Raw genomic sequence first — 20,301 nt, 5'->3', positions numbered from 1 at the left:
ACATAAGAAAATGATGAAGAAACAACTACTATCTATGGCGATGCTGATGGTGATTTCGCTTTCTGCCAGCGCCCAGCAGCTTCTTCCTTATCAGAATCCAAACCTTTCTGCTGAGGCAAGAGCCAACGATTTGCTTTCCCGTCTTACCCTGGAAGAGAAGACGAAGTTGATGATGGATACTTCGCCAGCCATCGCCCGATTGGGCATTCCGCAGTTTCAATGGTGGAATGAGGCGCTTCATGGAGTGGGAAGAAACGGATTTGTTACCGTTTTTCCTATCACGATGCACATGGCGGCTTCGTGGGACGATGACTTATTATATAAGGTGTTTACTGCCGTGAGCGATGAGGCGAGAGCCAAGGCACAGGAGGCGAAGAAGAGCGGCAACATCAAGCGCTACCAGAGTCTGAGTTTCTGGACTCCGAACATCAATATCTTCCGCGACCCACGATGGGGACGTGGACAGGAAACTTATGGAGAAGATCCTTATCTGACCACAAGAATGGGACTTGCTGTGGTGAATGGATTGCAGGGACAGACCTTTGATGGCAAACCGATGTCGGCTCCGGGAGTTCTGGCTACGGCTTCCTCCCAGGTTCCCCAATATGTCAAGCTCCTGGCCTGTGCCAAGCATTTTGCCGTGCATAGCGGTCCGGAATGGAACCGGCACATTTTCAATGTAGAGGATTTGCCTGAACGGGATTTGTGGGAGACTTATCTGCCCGCTTTCAAATCGCTGGTGCAGGATGGAAATGTGGCTGAGGTGATGTGCGCCTATCAGCGCATTGACGGAGCGCCATGTTGCAGCAATGCCCGATATGAGCGTCAGATTCTTCGTGATGAATGGGGATTCAAGGGACTGATAACTTCCGATTGCGGAGCCATCAACGACTTCTATGTGCCAGGCAGACATGGTACGGCGAAGACTCCTGCTGAGGCTACGGCGCAGGCGATTGGTGCCGGAACCGATGTGGAGTGCGGAAGCGTTTACCGTTCGCTTCCTGAGGCGGTGAAGACAGGAATGATCAGCGAGGAAAAGGTGAACGAGAGCTTGAAGCGCCTGCTGATAGCCCGTTTCCGCCTGGGTGATTTCGATCAGGACGAGAACGTGCCTTGGACTCAGATTCCATCTTCCGTCATCGCCAGCAAGGCGCATAAGGATTTGGCAGAGAAGATGGCAGAAGAGGGAATCGTGCTTCTTCAGAACCGGAACAATCTTCTGCCGCTGAAAGCATCTGGAATGAAGTTGGTAGTGATGGGGCCGAACGCCAATGATTCCATCATGCAGTGGGGCAACTATTCGGGTTATCCTACTTCTACCACCACCATCCTGCAGGGCATCAGAAAATATGTAAAGGACGCCAAGTATATTCCTGCCTGCACGTTGACAAGAAATGAAGTTTCTGAAAGCCGGTTCAATCTCCTGACTTCTGCTGATGGCAGCAAAGGCATGAAGGCTACTTATTGGAACAATTCTGAGATGAAGGGCGAGCCTGTGGCTACTGCCATGATGACTTCGCCAATCAATCAGAGCAATGGCGGAAATACCGTCTTTGCACCGGGCGTGAACCTTACCAACTTCTCAGCCCGATACGAGGGCCTGTTTACTCCGGAAGAGGATGAAACCTTGAACGTCAGAATGGGATGCGATGATGGCTACCGACTCATCATTGATGGCGATACGGTGGCGAATGTATGGAAGGGACGTGCCCGTGTGCAGATGCTCAACAAGCCAATTTCCGTGAAGGCGGGAAAGCCGATGAAGATACAGGTGGATTATTTCCAGAAGACCGATATGGCGGTGATGCAGTTTGACATTGTTAAGAACTATACGCCAACCGAGTCTCAGCTTCTGGCTGAGGTAGGCGATGCTGATGTGGTGGTATTCGTAGGCGGTATTTCTCCTAGTCTTGAGGGTGAGGAGATGAAGGTTTCTGAGCCGGGATTCAAGGGAGGCGACAGAACCGACATCGAGTTGCCGCAGGCTCAGCGCAAGGTGATGGAGATGTTGCATCGGGCAGGCAAGCGCGTGGTGTTCGTCAACTGTTCGGGCAGTGCCATCGCCATGGTTCCTGAAACAGAGAATGCAGAGTCTATCCTTCAGGCTTGGTATCCGGGCGAACGGGGTGGCGAAGCCGTGGCAAAGGTACTCTTTGGCGAGGTGAATCCATCGGGCAAGCTTCCGGTAACCTTCTATAAGAGCGTGAATGATCTTCCTGATTTCCTCGATTATACGATGAAGAATCGCACCTACCGTTATTTCAAGGGTGAGGCTCTCTTCCCATTCGGACATGGATTGAGCTATACATCTTATGAATATGGAAAGCCGACATTGAAGAAAGTTAAGAGTGAAGAACGAAGAGTGAAGAATGAAGAACGAAAAGTGAAGAATTCTTCGGCTTATTCCTTGAGCTTCTCTTTATCTAATAAAGGTAATAGGGAAGGAACGGAAGTGGCACAGGTTTACATCCGTAGAATGGATGATGCTGAGGGTCCTATCAAGACCCTGAAAGCCTTCAAGCGCATTACTTTGAAGGCGGGCGAGAAGCAGCAGGTAACCATCAGTCTGCCTCGCCAGAGTTTCGAGGGTTGGGATTCCCAGACCAATACCATGCGTGTGGTTCCCGGCAAATATCAGATCTTCGTAGGTGGTTCGAGTGCTGAGGCTGCGAAGAATGTGATAGAAGTGAAAGTGAAATAAAATGCTGATATAAAAAGAGAAAAGCTCGCCAGGACTTTGATGGTCTTGGTGAGCTTTTCTCGTTTTATTTCCCGAATCTGGAAGTATCTACTTCTTCATGCTGCTTGGCCTTGTAGCCGCCGAAACGATAGGTGAGGGAGAGGCCTATGATTCTGCCAAAGTACATGTTGTTGATGACGTGCTGACCTCGGTAGGTGTCGTGGAGATGGTTGTCGCCTGTCTCGAAGATGTCGTTGCAGTAGGCTTTCAGCTGGAACTTGTCATCCTTGAGAGGCTTCCAGGTGAGGGCAGTGTTGAGATAGCCTGAGGCTGGGATGTCGATGATTCCCTGGATGGCGTTGGTATGGACGGAAGCATCGAGGTTGAGAAGCACATGCTTGCCAAAGAGAAAAGTGCCGTTCCACTGGGCTTGACAGAACCATTTGCTGCGGTCGAATGGAAGATCATAGAAATGGGAATTCTTGTCGTTCTGATATACGCCAGTGAAGGTAAGGCGATTCTGCCACCAGTTGCCTATGTTGATTGGGGCTGTGAACATCAAGCCTACCTGGTTTACATGGTCGAAGTTGACATGCTTGTATTCCATCTCCTTCTTCTTGTCGCTTTGGTAAGGAAGCTGACGGAATTCATCTTTCGAGTTGTTGAAGAAGAGACTTGCCACGTATCTGCTGTGCAGAATATAGGTAAGCGAGAGGCTGAGATCTCGTGATGGCTTCAACGTCGGGTTTCCAACAATCTTTCCATATCCGCCCGCATTATAGGTGGTGAAGTCCTTCACCGACCAATAAGTAGGGTAGTCTCTGTCGCAATCCAAGTCGAATTGGATGACGTGTCCTGCCTTAGGAAGATAGGTGATGGAGAGTGTAGGGAAGAGGTTCCACTCATCCCAGATTGGGGTGTGGTAATATTCTTCCATGAGCGATGCTTCCATCGTGAGTTTTTGTCCGAATGACTTGCTGGCTCCGACGTAGAAACTCATTTGGTCTTCGTTTTGAATGGTGTTGCCATCAGAAGACTTGTTGTTGTTTTCCTGCGAACTCTTGTCTCTTGATGTGGTGTAATTGATGCCGTAGTTCAAGCCCCAGTCTTTTCCTAAGTCGTGCTCCTGCTTGAGGTAAACGTGCCATTTGTCGATTCGTTGCTGGCTTGTGATGTCGTAAATCTCATCGTAGAGACTGCTTTTCAGCCATTGTTCATCCGGTGAATTATAATAGGTGTATTCTGCTCCTGCCGAGAAGCCGAATGGGGTAGAGTAATCCAGGCGGAAATTGTGAAACTGACTCTTGGCATGGATTCTGAGTAGGGATGTGAAATCGCCATCATCCTCTGAAGTTCCTCTCGTGTTATTGAGTTGTGAGGTGTAGGTAAAGCTGAGTTGATGATTCTTCGCCAGATGATAGTTGATTCCCAGTCTGATGTTATGATTGAGATGGCGTTTGTTATTGTCGCTATGTGTAGAGAAGGCATAGGAAGTGCCATCAGTCAAGGTGTGGGCAAACTCATTTTCATAGTAATAATATCTCTTGCCATGACCGAAGGAATAGAGCATGTCTATTTCCCATTTCTTGTTGGTGAAGAGCAAGGAGGCGCGCTCTGTGTAACTGTTGCGGTTCTGGTGGGTGTAGCCGCCGAAGAACTCGCCTTGCAGGGAGTGAAAACCTGTGTTGTGCTTCAGCAGAAGGTTGATGACCTGTCCCTTTACCTGATAGCGGGCTGGGGCTGAATAGATGACTTCAGCGTTGGCGATGCGGCTGGTAGGAATCGTTTTCAGAAGCGAATAGAGCTGCTCGCTCGTCATGGTGGTAGCCTTGCCGTCTATCATCACGGTTACGGATTGGGCGTTGAGGGTCAAGGCTTCATCTTGTTCGCTCACGCCAGGCAGTTGCTTGATGGCTTCATAGGCATTATCCACCGGATGGTTTTTGATGAGTTGAGGCAGGTCATAGGTCAATGCTGCTCCTTTCACCTTTACGATAGGTCGGTTGCCTTTTACCATCACATCGGGGAGGGAATGGATGATGCTGTCCATTCTCAGGGAATCATTTCTGTTTCCTTGTGCCCAGCCGGCAAGACTGATGGCCAGGCAAGCGCTTAATATAACCAATCTTTTCATATTCTTCTTATCTTTTTATCGTTCTTTCGGAAGGAACCCTCCCGATTTCGGTTGCAAAAGTACTGTAAAAAACTCGTGTCAGCAAGGAATTTTGATTATCAAGTCTTATCAGAAGTGTTATTTAGTCTTATCAAATCAGAAATAATTCCCTGAAAAGTATCTTACTTATCTTCTTTTTTATTACTTTTGCAAGCATGAAAGAGAAACGAAGAATATTCATATTGACAGTTATGGCTTGCTTTTGTACATTGGTAATGCAAGCACAGGAAGTGAAGAGTGTTTCCTTGGATTCCATCCCGAAGGCATCTTTACCTAAGGAAGGTATGTCGTTGGAATATTCTCGTCCTTCGCTCGGTGGATTTCCTGTACTTCAAGGCAAATCTTATTACTCTGAATCGAATGCACCTTGGATGTCGGAAGAAGGAAAACCTTTAGAGATTGCGCCGAATGCAATACCTCATATTTCTCTTCCTTCCCCGAATTTGGGTACGATGGCGGTATATTTTTCGGGTATTGAAGTCCCAGGACTGATGAATAGGCAGACTGCAGGGGTTGTTTATCAACAAAATTTCGGGCGTTTTGTTTTTTCTCCTTATGTCGGGATAGAAAAGATAAACACGGGAGTATATGGATTTGGCAATCTCACCAAAGCTTCTTTTGGTGGACGAATGGCTTATCAGGTAAACGACTGGCTCACAGTGGGATTCTATGGACAATATGTTCCAACGAAAACCTCTGACCCTCGAAGCGTCATCATGTCTCCTTTCAATCCCAAGAGCAGCTATGGTGGCTTCATGGAAGTGATGTTCAATCAACATTGGGGGATAGGAGCCAAGATGGGACGAGAGTTTGCGCCACAAAAGAATGGTAAATGGGGATGGAAGAATACCACGGAGGTTTATCCGATTTTCAGAAAATGAGTATTTAATTCATCTGGAAAAATCTTTAATAAAGGAAAGAATGAAGTTACATCTTAAATACATAGTTACGCTCGTCATCACGGCTCTGGTCTGCATCTTCGCATATCAGACCTATTGGCTCGTGGGGCTTTATCAGTCTCAGGAAAAGGAGGTTGAAGCGAAAATTAAGGGTGGAATGGAGTACGCTCACTTCATGGAGATGAAGAAGCGAATCGAACGATTGCGCAATGATGATAAAGGGCCTCATAGACAACTGACGGGTTCTGTTGCTTTTTCTATGGATGAAGACGATGATATAGATCAAAAGGTAAAGGTGAAAAAGGTTCGTGGAGGAAAGATCGTTCAGTCTGTTCAAACAACTTTTACCAAGCAAAAGAAGCGTAGTGAAGATGACAAGGACCAGGAATTGATGATGATGATGTCGGGTAAGCTGGCAACTATGGTGCAACAAGCGCTGTTTGGCAAATTGAATGAAATCGCCAAACCAGACATCAATGACTATGACAGTGCATGGGTTGTCAAGATGCTTTCAGACAGTTTGTTGGTGGGCGACGATATTCATCCGCTTCCGCATCAGATTCAGCTTTTTGCAGGAAAGAAGGTTTTGGCGAAAGTGACGACGAAGGGGTATGTGCCTTCCGCCAATGTCAAGCAATACCAATATGTGGTTTGTAATGAGGGGGAGGCGAATGAGGAGAAATATGTCCTTACCCTAGAGCCGCTTACGATGACTGTGCTCAGCCAGATGGCAGGCATCCTTGCCACTTCGCTCTTCATTATGCTCATCCTGGCTTTCGTCTTCTGGTTCCTGATTCATACGATGCTCAAGCAGAAGACGCTTGATGAGATGAAGAGTGATTTCACCAATAATATCACGCACGAATTGAAGACTCCGATAGCCGTAGCCTATGCTGCCACCGACTCCCTGTTGAACTACGGAATGCTCCAGCATCCTGATAAGGCGTGCAAGTATCTCACCATCGCCCAGGAGCAGTTGCAGACGCTCAGCGGATTGGTGGAGCAGATTCTGTCAATGAGTATGGAACGACGGAAATCGATGCTTCTCAATATCGTGGAAGTTCCAATGAAGGAGGTGATTGAACCATTAATCTCCCAGCATCAGCTGAAAGTGAAATCAGGAGAAAAAACGGATAAAAAGGTGAATATTTCGTTGTCCGTAGAACCGGAAAATCTGATGGTTCATGCCGACCGGATGCATTTCTCAAACATCGTGAGCAATCTCATAGACAATGCCATCAAGTATTCTGAAGATAGCGTGAAGATAGAAATCAAGGCTTTCCAAAAAGCCGAGGATGAAGTGCTGGTTTCCGTATCAGATAATGGAATCGGTATTGCCCACGATAAATTGCCTTATATTTTCGACAAGTTCTATCGGGTGACGGATGGCAATAAATATACGGTCAAGGGCTATGGTCTCGGGCTTTTCTATGTCAAGAGCCTGATGGAGAAAATGGGCGGTTCTGTTTCCGTAGAAAGCGAGCCGGGAAAAGGAAGCTGCTTCACCCTGCATTTTCTTAAAGGTAAAAGGGTAAAAAAGTAAAAAAGAAACAATGAATAAGATAAAAGTATTACTGGTAGAAGACGAAACATCCTTGGCGATGATTCTGAGCGACACCTTGGAGGCGCAGGGCTTCGAGATGCGCACGGCGCATGATGGCGAAGAGGGGCTTCGTATGTTTGATGAACAGAAGCCTGATGTGCTGGTAGCGGATGTGATGATGCCCAAAATGGATGGTTTCGAGATGGTGCGCCGTATCCGCAAGACGGATTCCCGTACTCCTGTGCTTTTTCTCACGGCTCGTTCGGCGGTGAATGATGTGGTAGAGGGATTTGAATTGGGTGGCAATGATTATCTGAAGAAGCCGTTTGCCATCCAGGAGCTCATCGTCCGTATCAAGTCGCTTTGTCATCGGGCTTCAGTAGGAAATATTTCTTCTGAAGAACAGGAAGGGGGGAATGGTTCTCCTGATAATCCGGATGCTGCTGATCAATGGCTCTCCATCGGTCGTTATCGCCTGAATGTTACCAGTCAGATTCTGCAGTTGGATGGTAAAGATACAGAACTGTCACATCGTGAATCAGAAATCCTTCGTATGCTTGTGGAGAGCAAGAACAATGTGGTAGAGAGCAAGGATATTCTCCTGAAACTTTGGGGTGATGACAGCTTTTTCAATTCCCGCAGTCTCCATGTTTTCATCACCAAGCTCCGCCACAAGTTATCTGCCGATGAAAATATCAGAATCATCAATGTGAGGGGAATTGGGTATAAAATGATTTATTAGAGAAAAATGACAATGGTTAAAAAGAAGAAGATAATAATTGCTTGTGACTCTTATAAGGGCTGCCTTTCGAGCAGAGAGGTGAATGAGGTGATTGCTTCGGGAGTGAAGGAATGGAATGCGGAAGATGCTTCTCCCGAAATAAAGAAATTGTCTCTTGATTATGCTATTCCAGAAATGAAAAAAATGAATTCAGATGATGCTTCTCCCGAAATCATTACCCTGGAAATGAGTGATGGAGGAGAGGGAATGCTCAATGCATTCCTCTCGGCAATGAAGGGAGAGCGAGTGAGGATTCATGCCCATGATGCGCTGATGAGATGGATTGAGGCGGAATACGGAATCGTGGATGATACCGCGATTATCGAGATTGCGCAGACCGCCGGACTGGCTCTGATTGAGCCTGAACAGCGCAACCCGATGAAGGCTACTTCATGGGGCGTGGGTGAGATGATTATGAATGCTTATCGCCGGGGTGTGCGCCATTTCATCGTGGGCTTGGGCGGAAGTGCCACATCCGATTGTGGCATCGGAATGCTTAAGGCGATGGGCGACGACTGGAAGAAAATCCGCCAGGAATGCAGTTTTGTGCTGGCTTCAGATGTTACCAATCCGCTCTGTGGTGAAAATGGGGCGGCTCATGTCTTTGCGCCTCAGAAGGGAGCTGATGCTAAGATGGTGCAGATGCTGGATGATAGGGCGAGGAAGTTTGCCGAGGTAAGCTCCAGGCATTTCGGATATGATAGAAGTATGGTTTCCGGGGCTGGTGCTGCCGGAGGTTTGGGTTATGCTTTCCTGCAATATTTCAAGGCTGAGGCTCGTCCAGGGGCTGAGCTTCTCTTGGATGAGATTGAGTTTGATGCGCTCATTCTGGATGCTGATCTCGTGATTACGGGCGAGGGACATAGCGACCGTCAGACCTTGATGGGGAAACTGCCGCAGCGCATATTGGAGCATATTACCAATCAGAAAATCTGGTTAGTATCGGGTGGCGTAAGCGACAGGCAGGCGATGCTGGATGCAGGCTTTGATAGAGTTGTTCAGGTTACTCCTGATTGCATGCTTTTAGAAGAGGCTATGAAATCAGAAGTGGCTCGTCATAATATCGTAAAGGCGATTCATGAGCAATTTGCTTTGTAGTTTCAGTTATTATCCGTATCTTTGCGCCCGATTATCAAAACAGGGTAAAAAGAATAAGAAATAATGAAGTATATAATTTTTGATTTTGATGGAACCATCGGCGATTCGCAGAGTCTCATTGTGAAGACCTTGCAGGATACGATGCGGGCCAAAAAAATGGAAGTGAAATCGGATGAGGCTTGTGCCAAGACCATCGGTTTAAGACTGGATGAGGCCTTCGTTTCGCTCTTCGGAATGAGTGCTGAGGAAGGAATGGAATGTGCGGCAACCTATCGCGAAATCTTCCTGGATAACAAGAAGACGATGATCGTGCAGCCCTTCCCTCATGTAATAGAAACCCTGAGAGAATTACATCGCCAGGGTTTTATTCTGGGTATGGCAAGCAGCCGCAACCATTGCTCGCTCGACGGATACGTGAAGCAGATGCAGCTGGAAGATATTTTCTCTTCTATTGTGGCTGGCGATGATGTAGGGCATGTGAAGCCTGCACCCGACATGGTTTTCATGGCTTTGGGAGAAATGAAGGGAATGAAGAATCCCGTAACTTCAGCAGAAGCAGGAGATGTGGAGGATATGCTTGATGAAGTCTTGGTGGTTGGTGACATGACCTTTGATGTAGATATGGCTCACAATGCCGGTTGCAAGGCCTGTGCCGTAACTTACGGAAACGGAACCCGCGAGCAGTTGGCTTCTGCCGAATTTATCATTGATGATTTTGCAGAACTCCTGGGGCTGGTCTGAGATTAATTACAGAACTGTCGTATGTGGAGAAGTTAATGGAAGTTAGGAAAGTAAGGGGGAAGTTAAGGGACAAATGTCCTACGTTTTACACCGGAAGACTATTGTCTCTTAACTTCCCGAACGACCGTAGGGAGTGATAACTTCTTTAACTTCAACCAATTTCCTCACTTGAGAAACTTGATTTATTTTACAGTAAGGTTCTGTGTCTTTACCTCTTTACTGTTTCCTCCCACCATAATCTGGAAGTCGCCTGGTTCAATCACATGCTTTAATTCTGCGTTATAGAATTTGAGCATTTCAGGAGTGATATCGAAGCTGATTTCCCTGCTTTCTCCTGCAGCCAGATGGATTCGCTGGAAACCTTTCAGCTCCTTGACTGGGCGAGAGATGCTGGCTACCATATCACGGATATAGAGCTGAACTATCTCGTCGGCATCTCGGCTACCTGTATTCTTTAAGTTGATGGTGGCGGTAATCTTCCAGTCATCCGTATTGACTTCATGGCTGCTTAGCTTCAAATCGCCATACTCGAAAGTGGTGTAGCTCAATCCATAGCCGAATGGATAGAGAGGACCATTGCTTACATCCAGACAATTGCTGGCAAACTTGGCAAACTTCTCATTATCGTCTGGTACAGGGCGACCGGTGTTCTGATGGTTGTAGTAGAGAGGCTCCTGACCGGTAGTCTTAGGCATCGAAGTGGTGAGCTTACCCGATGGCGATTTGTCGCCGAAGATGACATCGCAAAGTGCATCTCCCACTTCAGAACCACCAAACCATACGTTCATGATGGCAGGAATGTGTTCTTTCTCCCATGACAAAACCGTAGGGCGACCGGCAAAGTTGAGCAATACGATAGGCTTACCCGTCTTTGCGAGTTCTGCCAGAAGTTCCTGTTGCACATCAGGCATTTCCAGATTAGTGCGGCTTGCGCATTCACCGCTCATGTCGGCTGTTTCGCCCATAGCGCATACTATCACGTCTGCTTCCTTTGCTATCTGCAGTGCCTCGTTCTTCATCTTTACCTCATCTCCCCAGGCTATAGACTTGCCCAGTTCGCCGTTCTTCTGAAGTTCATGGTTGCGCCAGATATTGCTACCTTGAGCATATAATAAGGTGGCTTTTCCATTGAGCGCTTTCTCCATCGCCTCCTTGATGGTGGTGTATTTCTCAGGAGCCTGAGCTACACTCCATGTGCCGGCAATATTGTTGCGGGTATCTGCAAGAGGACCAATCAGAGCTATCTTTCCCTGCTTCTTCAGAGGAAGAAGATTTCCTTCATTTTTCAGAAGCACGAAGGTCTCGGCAGCCACATCGCGAGCTATCTGTCGGTTTTCGGCAGAGTAGATGTCGGTCTTGTTTCGCTTGGTATTGCAGTAGCGGTAAGGATTGCTGAACAATCCCAGTTTGTATTTTGCTTCGAGGATGCGTCGGCAGGCTGTGTTGATGTCTTCCTCCGTCACCTTACCCTCTGTCACGCTTTGTGCCAGATGCTTGACGAAGGCATTGGAGCACATATCCATATCCGTGCCTGCCAGGAGTGCCTGTTCTGATGCTTCTTTCAGATCCTTGGCAGTGCCATGGTTCAGAATCTCGGCGATGGATGCATAATCTGTTACGAGAAAGCCCTTGAATCCCCATTGTTTTCTCAAAACATCAGTCATCATCCAGTGGTTGGCGGTGGCAGGGGTGTAATCTATCAGGTTGAACGAAGACATTACGCTGCCTACGCCAGCCTTTACTACGGCTTCGTAAGGAGGCAGGTATTGGTTCATCATACGTATGCGACTCATATCTACAGAATTGTATTCCTTGCCGCTCTCTACGGCTCCGTAGAGGGCAAAGTGCTTGAGGCAAGCCATGATTCTATCGGCTCTCAATATCTCCTCTGTGCGCATATCGGCGCCCTGGTAACCCTGTGTGAGTGCGGCACCCATCACGCCGCTCAGGTAAGGATCCTCTCCGTTACCCTCGCTGATTCGTCCCCATCGGGCGTCGAGTGCAATATCTACCATGGGCGAGTAAGTCCAGTTGATTCCTGCAGCACTGGCTTCCTTTGCCGATACTTCGCCTACCTTTTTCATCGCTTCTGTATCCCAGGAGCAGGAGAGGGCGAGAGGGATAGGGAACATAGTCTCGTAACCATGGATTACGTCCATGCCCACCAGCAGCGGAATGCCCAGACGGCTGTTCTTGATAGCGATGTCCTGGAGAGCCTTGATCTTGTCGAGTCCCTTGATGTTGAATACGCCGCCCATGTTGCCCTTTGCAATGTCGCCACCCACCTGGGTGTTCAGGGCTCCACCGGTAGTGATGTCGCCAGCCACCATCAGGTTGAGCTGACCGATTTTCTCCTGCAGGGTCATCTTTGCCATCAGCTGGTCAATATACTCCTTCATCGGCAGGATTTTACTTTTTTGAGTTGTAGTAGCAACTTTCTTCTTGCTTGCAGGTGTATGTGCGATGGCAGGAACCATCAGCGAGCCAGCCAGCAGAAATGATAGTGATATGAATGCTGTTCTCATATTTATATTGTTAGTTTAAAACGTTTATATTGTTAGTTTTTTTAATCTTAGAAGCAGAGTGCTGCTTATGGATGATGGTGTTTACACCAGTTGCTGGAATAAAAAAGGAGAAGACCCGATGGGGACTTCTCCTTTTTATTTCTCCATCAACTTATTCCTCCATCAACTTGCGATAGCGACCTTTCTTGATCTCTGTATCGCCCAGGCGGCGTGCCTTGTTGATTTCGTACTCAGAATAGCTGCCCTCGAAGAAGAAGACCTCACCATTGCCCTCGAAGGCAAGAATGTGGGTACAGATTCGGTCGAGGAACCAGCGGTCGTGGCTGATAACCACAGCACAACCGGCAAATGCTTCCAAACCTTCCTCCAAGGCACGCAGCGTGTTCACGTCGATATCGTTGGTTGGCTCATCGAGGAGCAAAACATTACCTTCCTGCTTCAATGCCAAGGCCAACTGCAGACGGTTGCGCTCACCACCCGAGAGAACACTGCAGAGCTTGCTCTGGTCGGTGCCCGAGAAGTTGAAACGGCTGATGTAAGCACGCGCATTCACATCTCTTCCACCCAGACGCAAGGTTTCGTTGCCCTGGGAAATCACCTCGTAAACGGTCTTCTGTGGGTCGATGTCCTTGTGCTGCTGGTCAACATAGGCCAGCTTCACGGTCTCACCCACTTCGAATGTACCGCCATCAGCCTGCTCCAATCCCATGATGAGGCGGAAGAGGGTAGTCTTGCCGGCTCCGTTAGGACCAATCACACCTACGATGCCGTTAGGAGGAAGCATGAAGTTGAGGTCGTTGAAGAGAACCTTCTCGCCGAACGCCTTCTTCACATGCTGAGCTTCGATAACCTTGTTACCCAGACGAGGACCGTTAGGGATGAAGATTTCCAGCTTCTCCTCGCGCTCCTTCTGCTCCTGGTTGAGCATCTGCTCGTAAGAGTTCAGACGAGCCTTACCCTTAGCCTGACGTGCCTTAGGTGCCATGCGAACCCATTCCAACTCACGCTCCAATGTCTTGCGGCGCTTAGAGGCAGTCTTCTCCTCCTGAATCATTCGCTTGGTCTTTTGGTCGAGCCATGAAGAGTAGTTGCCCTTCCATGGAATACCCTCGCCACGGTCCAATTCCAGAATCCACTCGCTCACGTCGTCGAGGAAGTAGCGGTCGTGGGTTACGGCGATGACGGTTCCCTCATACTGCTGCAGGTGCTGCTCCAGCCAGTCGATGCTCTCAGCATCCAGGTGGTTGGTAGGCTCATCGAGCAGGAGTACGTCCGGCTTCTGCAGGAGTAGGCGGCAGAGAGCCACGCGGCGGCGCTCACCACCCGAGAGATTAGTTACAGGCCAATCGCCTGGAGGACAGTGCAGGGCAGCCATTGCACGCTCCAGCTTGGAGTCGATGTTCCAGGCATCGGTTGCATCAATGATATCCTGCACCTCAGCCTGACGCTGCATCAGCTTGTCCATCTTATCAGGGTCTCCGTAATATTCCTCGAGACCGAATTTATTGTTGATGTCCTCGTATTCTGCGAGTGCATCATAGATTTTCTGCACACCCTCCATCACGTTTTCCTTCACGGTCTTGTTCTCGTCGAGCGGAGGATCCTGAGGCAAGTAGCCCACAGAGTAGCCTGGGCTCCAAACCACCTCACCCTGGGTAGGTTGCTCAAGTCCTGCGATGATTTTCATCAACGTAGATTTACCGGCACCGTTCAAACCGATGATACCGATTTTTGCTCCGTAGAAGAACGATAGGTAGATGTTCTTCAGAATCTGTTTCTGGTTTTGTGGGATAATCTTAGATACGCCCACCATCGAAAAGATAATCTTCTTGTCGTCAACTGTTGCCATATAATATTAAAATGTATGATTTTTAATTTTTCCGCAAATTTAAGAAGAAAATCGCAAATTACCAAATAAAAAGCGCATGAAGTTAGCTTTTAATTCATTTTTTTATCGTACCTTTGCACTCGCAATTGGTTTGCTGCCACCTTCTGCCGCCTCAGGCAGGATGAGTGCGTAGTGATTAAAAGGGAATCGGGTGAGAAGCCCGGACAGTCCCGCTGCTGTAATCGTCTTATTGCGGCAAGCACCATGGTCACTGACATTTTTTCGGGAAGACCGCTTGCCATGAGTTTTGCATCTTTTTATGTTTACATAGAGTGAGATGCTGGGAGGACGCAAGTCAGAAGACCTGCCGTTGCCATCGGAAACAATATGATGAAAGAGTGTCTTTAGGATAAGAGATTCCGATGATTCTATCCAACCCCGTGGAATGGGTTCGTGATGGAGACACAGATAATAATATAAAAGATAGAATGAATGAAGGCATTGAGGATATTTTGTCTCGGTGGCTTGCTACTGTTGTATGCACAAGTGGGTATGGGGCAAGATTCCATTCGTACCGAGCACTTGCAGGAAGTAAAAGTGAATGCTCGGCAGCACCGGATACTTACGAGCACATCGCCTCTCCAGCTTTTGGACAAGGGGGATATGTTGAGGCTTGGCGTTACGGATATGGCCGACGCCTTGCACCGCATGCCAGGCATCAATCTGCGCGACTATGGTGGGGCAGGAGGAATGAAAACGGTAGCTGTGCGTGGATTCGGAGCGGGACATACGGGAGTGAGTTACGATGGTGTGCTGCTCAGCGAATGCCAGGGCGGCGAAATTGATGTGTCCCGTTATTCGCTCGACCAAGTGCAGACATTGCGACTCACCATTGGTGACAACGACGACATCTTCATCTCGGCCCGACAAGCCTCGGTGGCAGCTTTGCTTGCCATCGAGACCATGAGCGAGATTCCCATCGACAAGCAGCCTCACCTCTCTACTCAGTTGCAGGTGGGGTCCTTCGGATATGTCTCGCCTTATCTGCGCTATGTGCAGAGATTGTCTGATAGGTTCACCCTCCAGGTGATGGGTGAGTACACCTATGCCGAAAACGACTATCCTTTCATCTTGCACAATGGTAAATATACTACCCATGAGCGAAGAACCAACAGTCGTATGAACTCGGGGCATGGCGAACTGAATATGCACTGGATGATGGGTAGGCGAGCCGATGGCATGAGCCGGAGCCAATTGTGGGCAAAGCTCTACTATTATGACAACGACCGACAGTTGCCTGGCATCGTGAGATATTATACCGATGTAACTGCCGAGCAGTTGCACGACCGCAACGCCTTTGCTCAGGCGAGATGGCAAGCCAGAAGTCTTGATGACCATTGGATGCTGAAGGTGCAAGCCAAGATGAACTGGGCGAGCTCTGCCTATCAGGACACGCTCGTGGCAAATCGGCGCAATGATGCTACCTACTGGCAGAGGGAATATTATACTTCGGCAGCACTGATGTGGATGCCGGATGATGGCTGGGCGCTGGATTACTCCGCCGACTGGATGATGAACTCGCTCAACAGCACCCTCGCCACCGACCTGCGACCTCACCGACATGGCATCCTGCAGTCGCTCTCCGTCCGATATGCGAAGGGAAGATGGGTAGCTCTTGCCAGAATGCTGGCTTCGGTTTACCTCAACAGCGTGGGGCGCAAGATAGAGACTCAGCAAGGCAGCGCCAATCCTACCAAAGCAGGACAGACTGCCAAGGATGCACGCCGGCTTTCGCCATCGCTTTCGCTTTCTTATCGGCTCCTGGGGAATGGTACTGCCAGCGATGAACTTTATCTCAGGGCTTCGTACAAGGACATCTTCCGGGTTCCTACTTTCAACGAGAACTATTTCTTCCATTATGGAAGTTCTGATCTGAAGCCTGAGAAAACCCGACAGTTGAATATCGGGCTTACGTGGAAAAAAACTTCTTCAGGAGATGGGGGAAACGGCGAATCCCTACGTTATAAGGGATGGAATATTCAAGCAACGCTGGACGGCTATTGCAATCGGGTGACCGACAAGATTGTGGGCGTTCCTTACAATATGTTCGTTTGGCGTACTGTGAACTTGGCACGGGTTGATGTAGTTGGCGTGGATGCCTCTTTGCGTGGTATCTGGCAGATGGCTCCGGGGCAGCAACTCTCGCTGCAAGGGTCGTATAGCTACCAGCACGTGGTGAATCATACCGACCGCTCGTCCAGATATTATGGCAATCAGGTAGCCTATATCCCTCTGCACTCGGGCAGTATTGCCTTGGGGTGGGAGAATCCTTGGGTGAATGTCTCGCTCCATGGACAGGGAATGAGCAAGCGATGGGCCAACAACGAACACTATGACGGCACCGAAGTGGATGGCTACTGGGACATGGGGTTGACGCTCTATCGTCAGCTGGACGGACTGAGTCTTTTGGGGAAATCCCTGAGAGGTGTGAAGGTCAGGATGGATGTGAAGAATCTGCTGTCGGAGCAGTATGAACTCGTGGGACATTATCCGATGCCTCGCCGCAGCTGGATGTTAAGCATCGGATATAACTTCTAGATAGTAACAAATTAGATTCAAATATAAACAGAAAAAAGACAATGAAAAAGTATTTATTAGGTTTGGCGGTGCTCTTGATGGGCACTGCAGTGATGACATCATGCGATCCTGCCGAAGACGATCCTGAGACTTATCTCCAGGTGTATAGTACGGGCGCTTACGTTGTGAATTCTGGTAACATGTATAGCAAGATCGAGAGCTCTCTCACAGCCATCGACTATGCTTCAAGCACAGCTACACAGAACGTATTCAAGACTGCTAACGGTCGTACGCTCGGTAATACTGCCAATGACGGCATCGTATATGGCAACAAGATTTATCTCGCCGTAGACCAGAGCAACACTATCGAGGTAATCGACAAGAAAACCAAGCAGAGCATCAAGCAAATCAAGACCACAGAGTTGCTGGGCAATGCCGAGGGCGCCGAGCCTCGCCATATTATCGCTGGTGGTGGAAATGTATATTTCACTACATACGGAGGCTATGTAGCAGCCGTGGACACCACAAGTTTTGCTCTTCAAAAGAAGTGGCAGGTGGGCAACTATCCTGAGGGCTTGGTCATCGGTAATGGCAATCTCTACGTTGCCAACAGCAACTATGGTGCTGGTGGTGGAAACATCTCTTGCATCAATCTTTACAACGACAATGTAGAGACAAAGAATATCGAGGGTGTGAACAATCCTACCAGCATCTATTATGCTTCGGGGCGTGTCTATGTCATCGACAACCCTGTGTATGGACCTGCTCCTGACTATGCGACCACTGGCGAGAATGCCCTCCGTGTGGTACTCTTCGACAAGGGCAAGTCACAGAAGGTGGCAGATGGCAACTATGCTGTATGCGTAACCCCTGGTGCTATAACACGTACGCAGGTGGTTCGTCCTTATTTCTTTGTGCTCAATGCACCTTTTGGAGGCACTCCTAGTGTGAGTGTGCTTGCAGCAGGAAGTACACAACCACAGGCGATGACGCTCTCTGAGATGCCTGTGAGCCCATGCGGCATTTTCGCCGATCCATTGAACGGTCATATCTTCGTGCTCTCTTATAAAATGGGCGATAAAGGTACTCCCGACTATAATGGTAACGGCTATGTGGTGGAGTATGACAGCGCAGGTCAGAAGCAGCATGAGTATGAGACTGGCGTAGGTTCTTGCGCTATGTTCTTTGACTCTGCCTACAAGACAGCATACGCAGAATAAGATGTCGCGAGACAGATGATTATATAACTTATCCAATCCATGGGGAAGTGTCGTTTCGGCGCTTCCCTTTTTTGTATGTGTGTCGGACAAATTATATTATTTTTTTCTCTAAATTAATGCCGCATCTATCACACTTGCACTTAACTCTTTGACTATAAGCAGATAATGCGTGGCAATAAGCGCTTTTTTATTGCCACCTTATTGCCACGGTAAAGAAGAAATTACGTCCCGATGTAGCATCTGATACGTCCCGACGTAATAACCGTTATGTCCCGACGTACAGCCAGATACGTCGCGATGCAGTTTCCGGAACGTCCTGGCTGCCATCTGGTAAGGCTTTTTTCCAACTTTAAGTGAGCCTCTTTTGGACTTCAAGTAAGCCTCTTTTGAACTCCAAATGAGCCTCACTTGAACTTTACGTAAGTGTTATTCAAACTTTACGTAAGCGTTATTCCAACTTTACGTAAGCGTTCTTTATCGGTAAATAACTCTCCGTCTGTAGAGGAATTAGACTTGGCTGCAATACGCTTTTTTCTTGAATTACCAAGGAAAAAAATGTTTTCGTCATAAAATCAATAGATTTATTTTGTATTGTCTTCGAATTATATTATCTTTGCAAGCAAACTTTAAAAGAAAGGATATTTTATGGATGCAACTTATATTGACCTGACCATTCGCCTGTCTCTCGCCCTGCTTTTAGGAGGTGCGATAGGAATAGAGCGAGAATATCGTGCCAAGGAGGCTGGTTTCCGTACTCACTTCCTCGTGGCATTGGGAAGTGCGCTTTTCTGTGTCGTTTCCCAGTATGGATTTGGATTTGACTTAAAGGATTCTTCGCGTGTGGCTGCGCAGGTGGTTTCGGGCATTGGATTCCTGGGCGCCGGAACGATTATCTTCCAGAAGAACGTAGTGAGAGGTCTTACCACGGCGGCTGGTTTGTGGGTGACAGCGGCTATTGGTCTGGCGTGCGGTACGGGAATGTATATGGCTGCAGCTATTACCACGGCGATGGTGCTGCTGGGACTGGAAGTATTGAACTACTGGATTCCGCAGTTGGGAACAACTACCGTCGACTTGACCTTCTCCGCGCCATCGCGTGAAAGCGTGAAGGAGTTTATCAAGCAAATCAAGCAGAAAGGCCTGGAAGTTCATTCATATGAGCTGAAAGAGCGCCGCTTCTCGAAGGAGGAATTTCTGGAAGCGAACATAGAAATCAAGGCAAAGCGCGATTTCCATACCATGGAGATTCTTGATTACATGAAAGATTTCTCGGATGTCACGATTTCAACGATAAAATAAAATAGGTTAGGAGGAAAAAAGTGAAGGAGCCAAGAACATTTGTCTTAGCTCCTTCACTTTTTTATGATGTTTTTTAGAAAATCCTTTTTATGAAGTTTCAAAAAATCCTTTGAAATCATTAGAAAAACCTAGCCAGATAGTCATAATGCTCGCCTTCTTCCACGAGTTCACCATGCAACCCGCAGGTTTCGGCAATGGACTTGAGTAATGGGAAATCTACGTAGAGCCAATCGAAGCGGTCGCCTTTTACATTCTTGTAAATCATCTGATAATCAACTTCTCCGTAATAGGCTCCATTCAGATTGATGTCGAAACTTCCATCCTCATTCTCGTAGATGTATTTCAGATCAGAGGAATCGATGAGAATCTGACCGCCCGGATTCAGCAACGCTTTCAGACGCAGGAAGAGAGCTGGGAGATTTTCTATTTTTCCGGCAATTCCCGTTCCGTTCATCAGAAGGAGAATCGTATCGAAACCGCCTTCAAACTGCTCCTGATTCTCTCCGGAATGATTTCCGCTGCTCAGATGCGGATCGAAGAGATTGATGCATTCCGCATCCTTCACCCCTCTCAACTTCATCGCTTCGCAACTCAAAGGCGAAATATCAATCGCCTTCACTGCCAGTCCCTTCTCCTGCAAGGCGAGCGCATGGCAGCCGGCTCCGGCTCCAATATCCAGCACCCGTCCCTTGGCAAGCTGCAAGGCCTTCTGTTCCAGCATCGGCATTTCCCGGGTGCTTCTGAACAGATGTTTCACTGGCATTTCGTCTTCCTCAAACATGGAAGAGAGCACTCTCAGTCGGGCTGCTTTCCCATGCTGCTGGAAGTCGAGAATGGCTGCGCCCATCGGGTCTTTATCTGCTGATAATATTTCTGTATTCATTTTCTTTCTATCTGTTTTATCTTAAGTTTATTGAATTCTTCTGCAAAAATACAA

At 48.1% G+C, this 20,301-nt stretch carries 13 protein-coding genes and 1 riboswitch; of the genes, 9 read left to right on the top strand and 4 right to left on the bottom strand.

The window, feature by feature from the left end; translation table 11 throughout:
• Nucleotides 1-13: 13 nt before the first annotated feature.
• Nucleotides 14-2,701, top strand: coding sequence for a xylan 1,4-beta-xylosidase (gene xyl3A, locus F7D73_RS13660; RefSeq protein WP_153125589.1), 2,688 nt, complete (start codon nt 14-16; stop codon nt 2,699-2,701).
• A gap of 64 nt (nt 2,702-2,765) precedes the next feature.
• Here the strand turns inward: xyl3A and F7D73_RS13655 are convergent, their stop codons facing one another.
• Nucleotides 2,766-4,814 (bottom strand): outer membrane beta-barrel protein, encoded by a 2,049-nt coding sequence (locus F7D73_RS13655; RefSeq protein ID WP_153125534.1) that lies wholly within the window; start codon nt 4,812-4,814, stop codon nt 2,766-2,768.
• Between the two features lie 230 nt (nt 4,815-5,044).
• Here F7D73_RS13655 and F7D73_RS13650 point away from each other — a divergent pair, with 230 nt between their 5' ends.
• From F7D73_RS13650 to F7D73_RS13630, 5 genes are all read left to right on the top strand, one after another.
• Nucleotides 5,045-5,734 carry a hypothetical protein gene (locus tag F7D73_RS13650; RefSeq protein WP_153125532.1) on the top strand — a complete coding sequence of 230 codons (690 nt, stop codon included), beginning with the start codon at nt 5,045-5,047 and terminating at the stop codon, nt 5,732-5,734.
• A 40-nt stretch (nt 5,735-5,774) separates the two neighbouring features.
• Nucleotides 5,775-7,295: a sensor histidine kinase gene (locus F7D73_RS13645; RefSeq protein ID WP_153125530.1), complete on the top strand. Its 1,521-nt coding sequence runs from the start codon at nt 5,775-5,777 to the stop codon at nt 7,293-7,295.
• A gap of 10 nt (nt 7,296-7,305) precedes the next feature.
• Nucleotides 7,306-8,037, top strand: a complete 732-nt coding sequence (locus tag F7D73_RS13640) for a response regulator transcription factor (RefSeq protein ID WP_153125528.1) — start codon at nt 7,306-7,308, stop codon at nt 8,035-8,037.
• Between the two features lie 6 nt (nt 8,038-8,043).
• Nucleotides 8,044-9,174: a glycerate kinase family protein gene (locus F7D73_RS13635; protein ID WP_153125526.1), complete on the top strand. Its 1,131-nt coding sequence runs from the start codon at nt 8,044-8,046 to the stop codon at nt 9,172-9,174.
• A gap of 63 nt (nt 9,175-9,237) precedes the next feature.
• Nucleotides 9,238-9,915, top strand: a complete 678-nt coding sequence (locus F7D73_RS13630; RefSeq protein ID WP_153125524.1) for an HAD family hydrolase — start codon at nt 9,238-9,240, stop codon at nt 9,913-9,915.
• A gap of 182 nt (nt 9,916-10,097) precedes the next feature.
• Here the strand turns inward: F7D73_RS13630 and bglX are convergent, their stop codons facing one another.
• Nucleotides 10,098-12,440 carry a beta-glucosidase BglX gene (gene bglX / locus F7D73_RS13625; protein ID WP_153125522.1) on the bottom strand — a complete coding sequence of 781 codons (2,343 nt, stop codon included), beginning with the start codon at nt 12,438-12,440 and terminating at the stop codon, nt 10,098-10,100.
• Between the two features lie 151 nt (nt 12,441-12,591).
• Nucleotides 12,592-14,289 carry an energy-dependent translational throttle protein EttA gene (gene ettA, locus F7D73_RS13620; RefSeq protein WP_117662098.1) on the bottom strand — a complete coding sequence of 566 codons (1,698 nt, stop codon included), beginning with the start codon at nt 14,287-14,289 and terminating at the stop codon, nt 12,592-12,594.
• A 112-nt stretch (nt 14,290-14,401) separates the two neighbouring features.
• A riboswitch (cobalamin riboswitch) is annotated at nt 14,402-14,654 on the top strand.
• Nucleotides 14,655-14,769: 115 nt separating this feature from the next.
• Here ettA and F7D73_RS13615 point away from each other — a divergent pair.
• The 3 genes from F7D73_RS13615 (at nt 14,770) to F7D73_RS13605 (ending at nt 19,364) form a co-directional block, all read left to right on the top strand.
• Nucleotides 14,770-16,866, top strand: a complete 2,097-nt coding sequence (locus tag F7D73_RS13615; protein ID WP_437182326.1) for a TonB-dependent receptor plug domain-containing protein — start codon at nt 14,770-14,772, stop codon at nt 16,864-16,866.
• A 41-nt stretch (nt 16,867-16,907) separates the two neighbouring features.
• Nucleotides 16,908-18,065, top strand: coding sequence for a YncE family protein (locus F7D73_RS13610; RefSeq protein ID WP_153125518.1), 1,158 nt, complete (start codon nt 16,908-16,910; stop codon nt 18,063-18,065).
• Nucleotides 18,066-18,710: 645 nt separating this feature from the next.
• Entirely contained in the window at nt 18,711-19,364 is a 654-nt protein-coding gene (locus F7D73_RS13605) for an MgtC/SapB family protein (protein WP_153125516.1), read from the top strand.
• A 118-nt stretch (nt 19,365-19,482) separates the two neighbouring features.
• On the opposite strand, the gene F7D73_RS13600 is transcribed toward F7D73_RS13605, so the two are convergent.
• Entirely contained in the window at nt 19,483-20,247 is a 765-nt protein-coding gene (locus tag F7D73_RS13600; RefSeq protein ID WP_153125514.1) for a class I SAM-dependent methyltransferase, read from the bottom strand.
• Nucleotides 20,248-20,301 lie beyond the last annotated feature (54 nt).

This window comes from Segatella copri (assembly GCF_009494395.1).
Lineage (GTDB): Bacteria > Bacteroidota > Bacteroidia > Bacteroidales > Bacteroidaceae > Prevotella.
Note: the sequence above shows the minus strand (reverse complement) of the source record. Positions and strands in the feature narration are given on the sequence as shown.

Bases quoted from the DNA above. Each gene is read 5' to 3' on its own strand.
- xyl3A (WP_153125589.1), top strand. From the start codon at position 14: ATGAAGAAACAACTACTATCTATGGCGATGCTGATGGTGATTTCGCTT.
- F7D73_RS13655 (WP_153125534.1), bottom strand. From the start codon at position 4,814: ATGAAAAGATTGGTTATATTAAGCGCTTGCCTGGCCATCAGTCTTGCC.
- F7D73_RS13650 (WP_153125532.1), top strand. From the start codon at position 5,045: ATGGCTTGCTTTTGTACATTGGTAATGCAAGCACAGGAAGTGAAGAGT.
- F7D73_RS13645 (WP_153125530.1), top strand. From the start codon at position 5,775: ATGAAGTTACATCTTAAATACATAGTTACGCTCGTCATCACGGCTCTG.
- F7D73_RS13640 (WP_153125528.1), top strand. From the start codon at position 7,306: ATGAATAAGATAAAAGTATTACTGGTAGAAGACGAAACATCCTTGGCG.
- F7D73_RS13635 (WP_153125526.1), top strand. From the start codon at position 8,044: ATGACAATGGTTAAAAAGAAGAAGATAATAATTGCTTGTGACTCTTAT.
- F7D73_RS13630 (WP_153125524.1), top strand. From the start codon at position 9,238: ATGAAGTATATAATTTTTGATTTTGATGGAACCATCGGCGATTCGCAG.
- bglX (WP_153125522.1), bottom strand. From the start codon at position 12,440: ATGAGAACAGCATTCATATCACTATCATTTCTGCTGGCTGGCTCGCTG.
- ettA (WP_117662098.1), bottom strand. From the start codon at position 14,289: ATGGCAACAGTTGACGACAAGAAGATTATCTTTTCGATGGTGGGCGTA.
- F7D73_RS13610 (WP_153125518.1), top strand. From the start codon at position 16,908: ATGAAAAAGTATTTATTAGGTTTGGCGGTGCTCTTGATGGGCACTGCA.
- F7D73_RS13605 (WP_153125516.1), top strand. From the start codon at position 18,711: ATGGATGCAACTTATATTGACCTGACCATTCGCCTGTCTCTCGCCCTG.
- F7D73_RS13600 (WP_153125514.1), bottom strand. From the start codon at position 20,247: ATGAATACAGAAATATTATCAGCAGATAAAGACCCGATGGGCGCAGCC.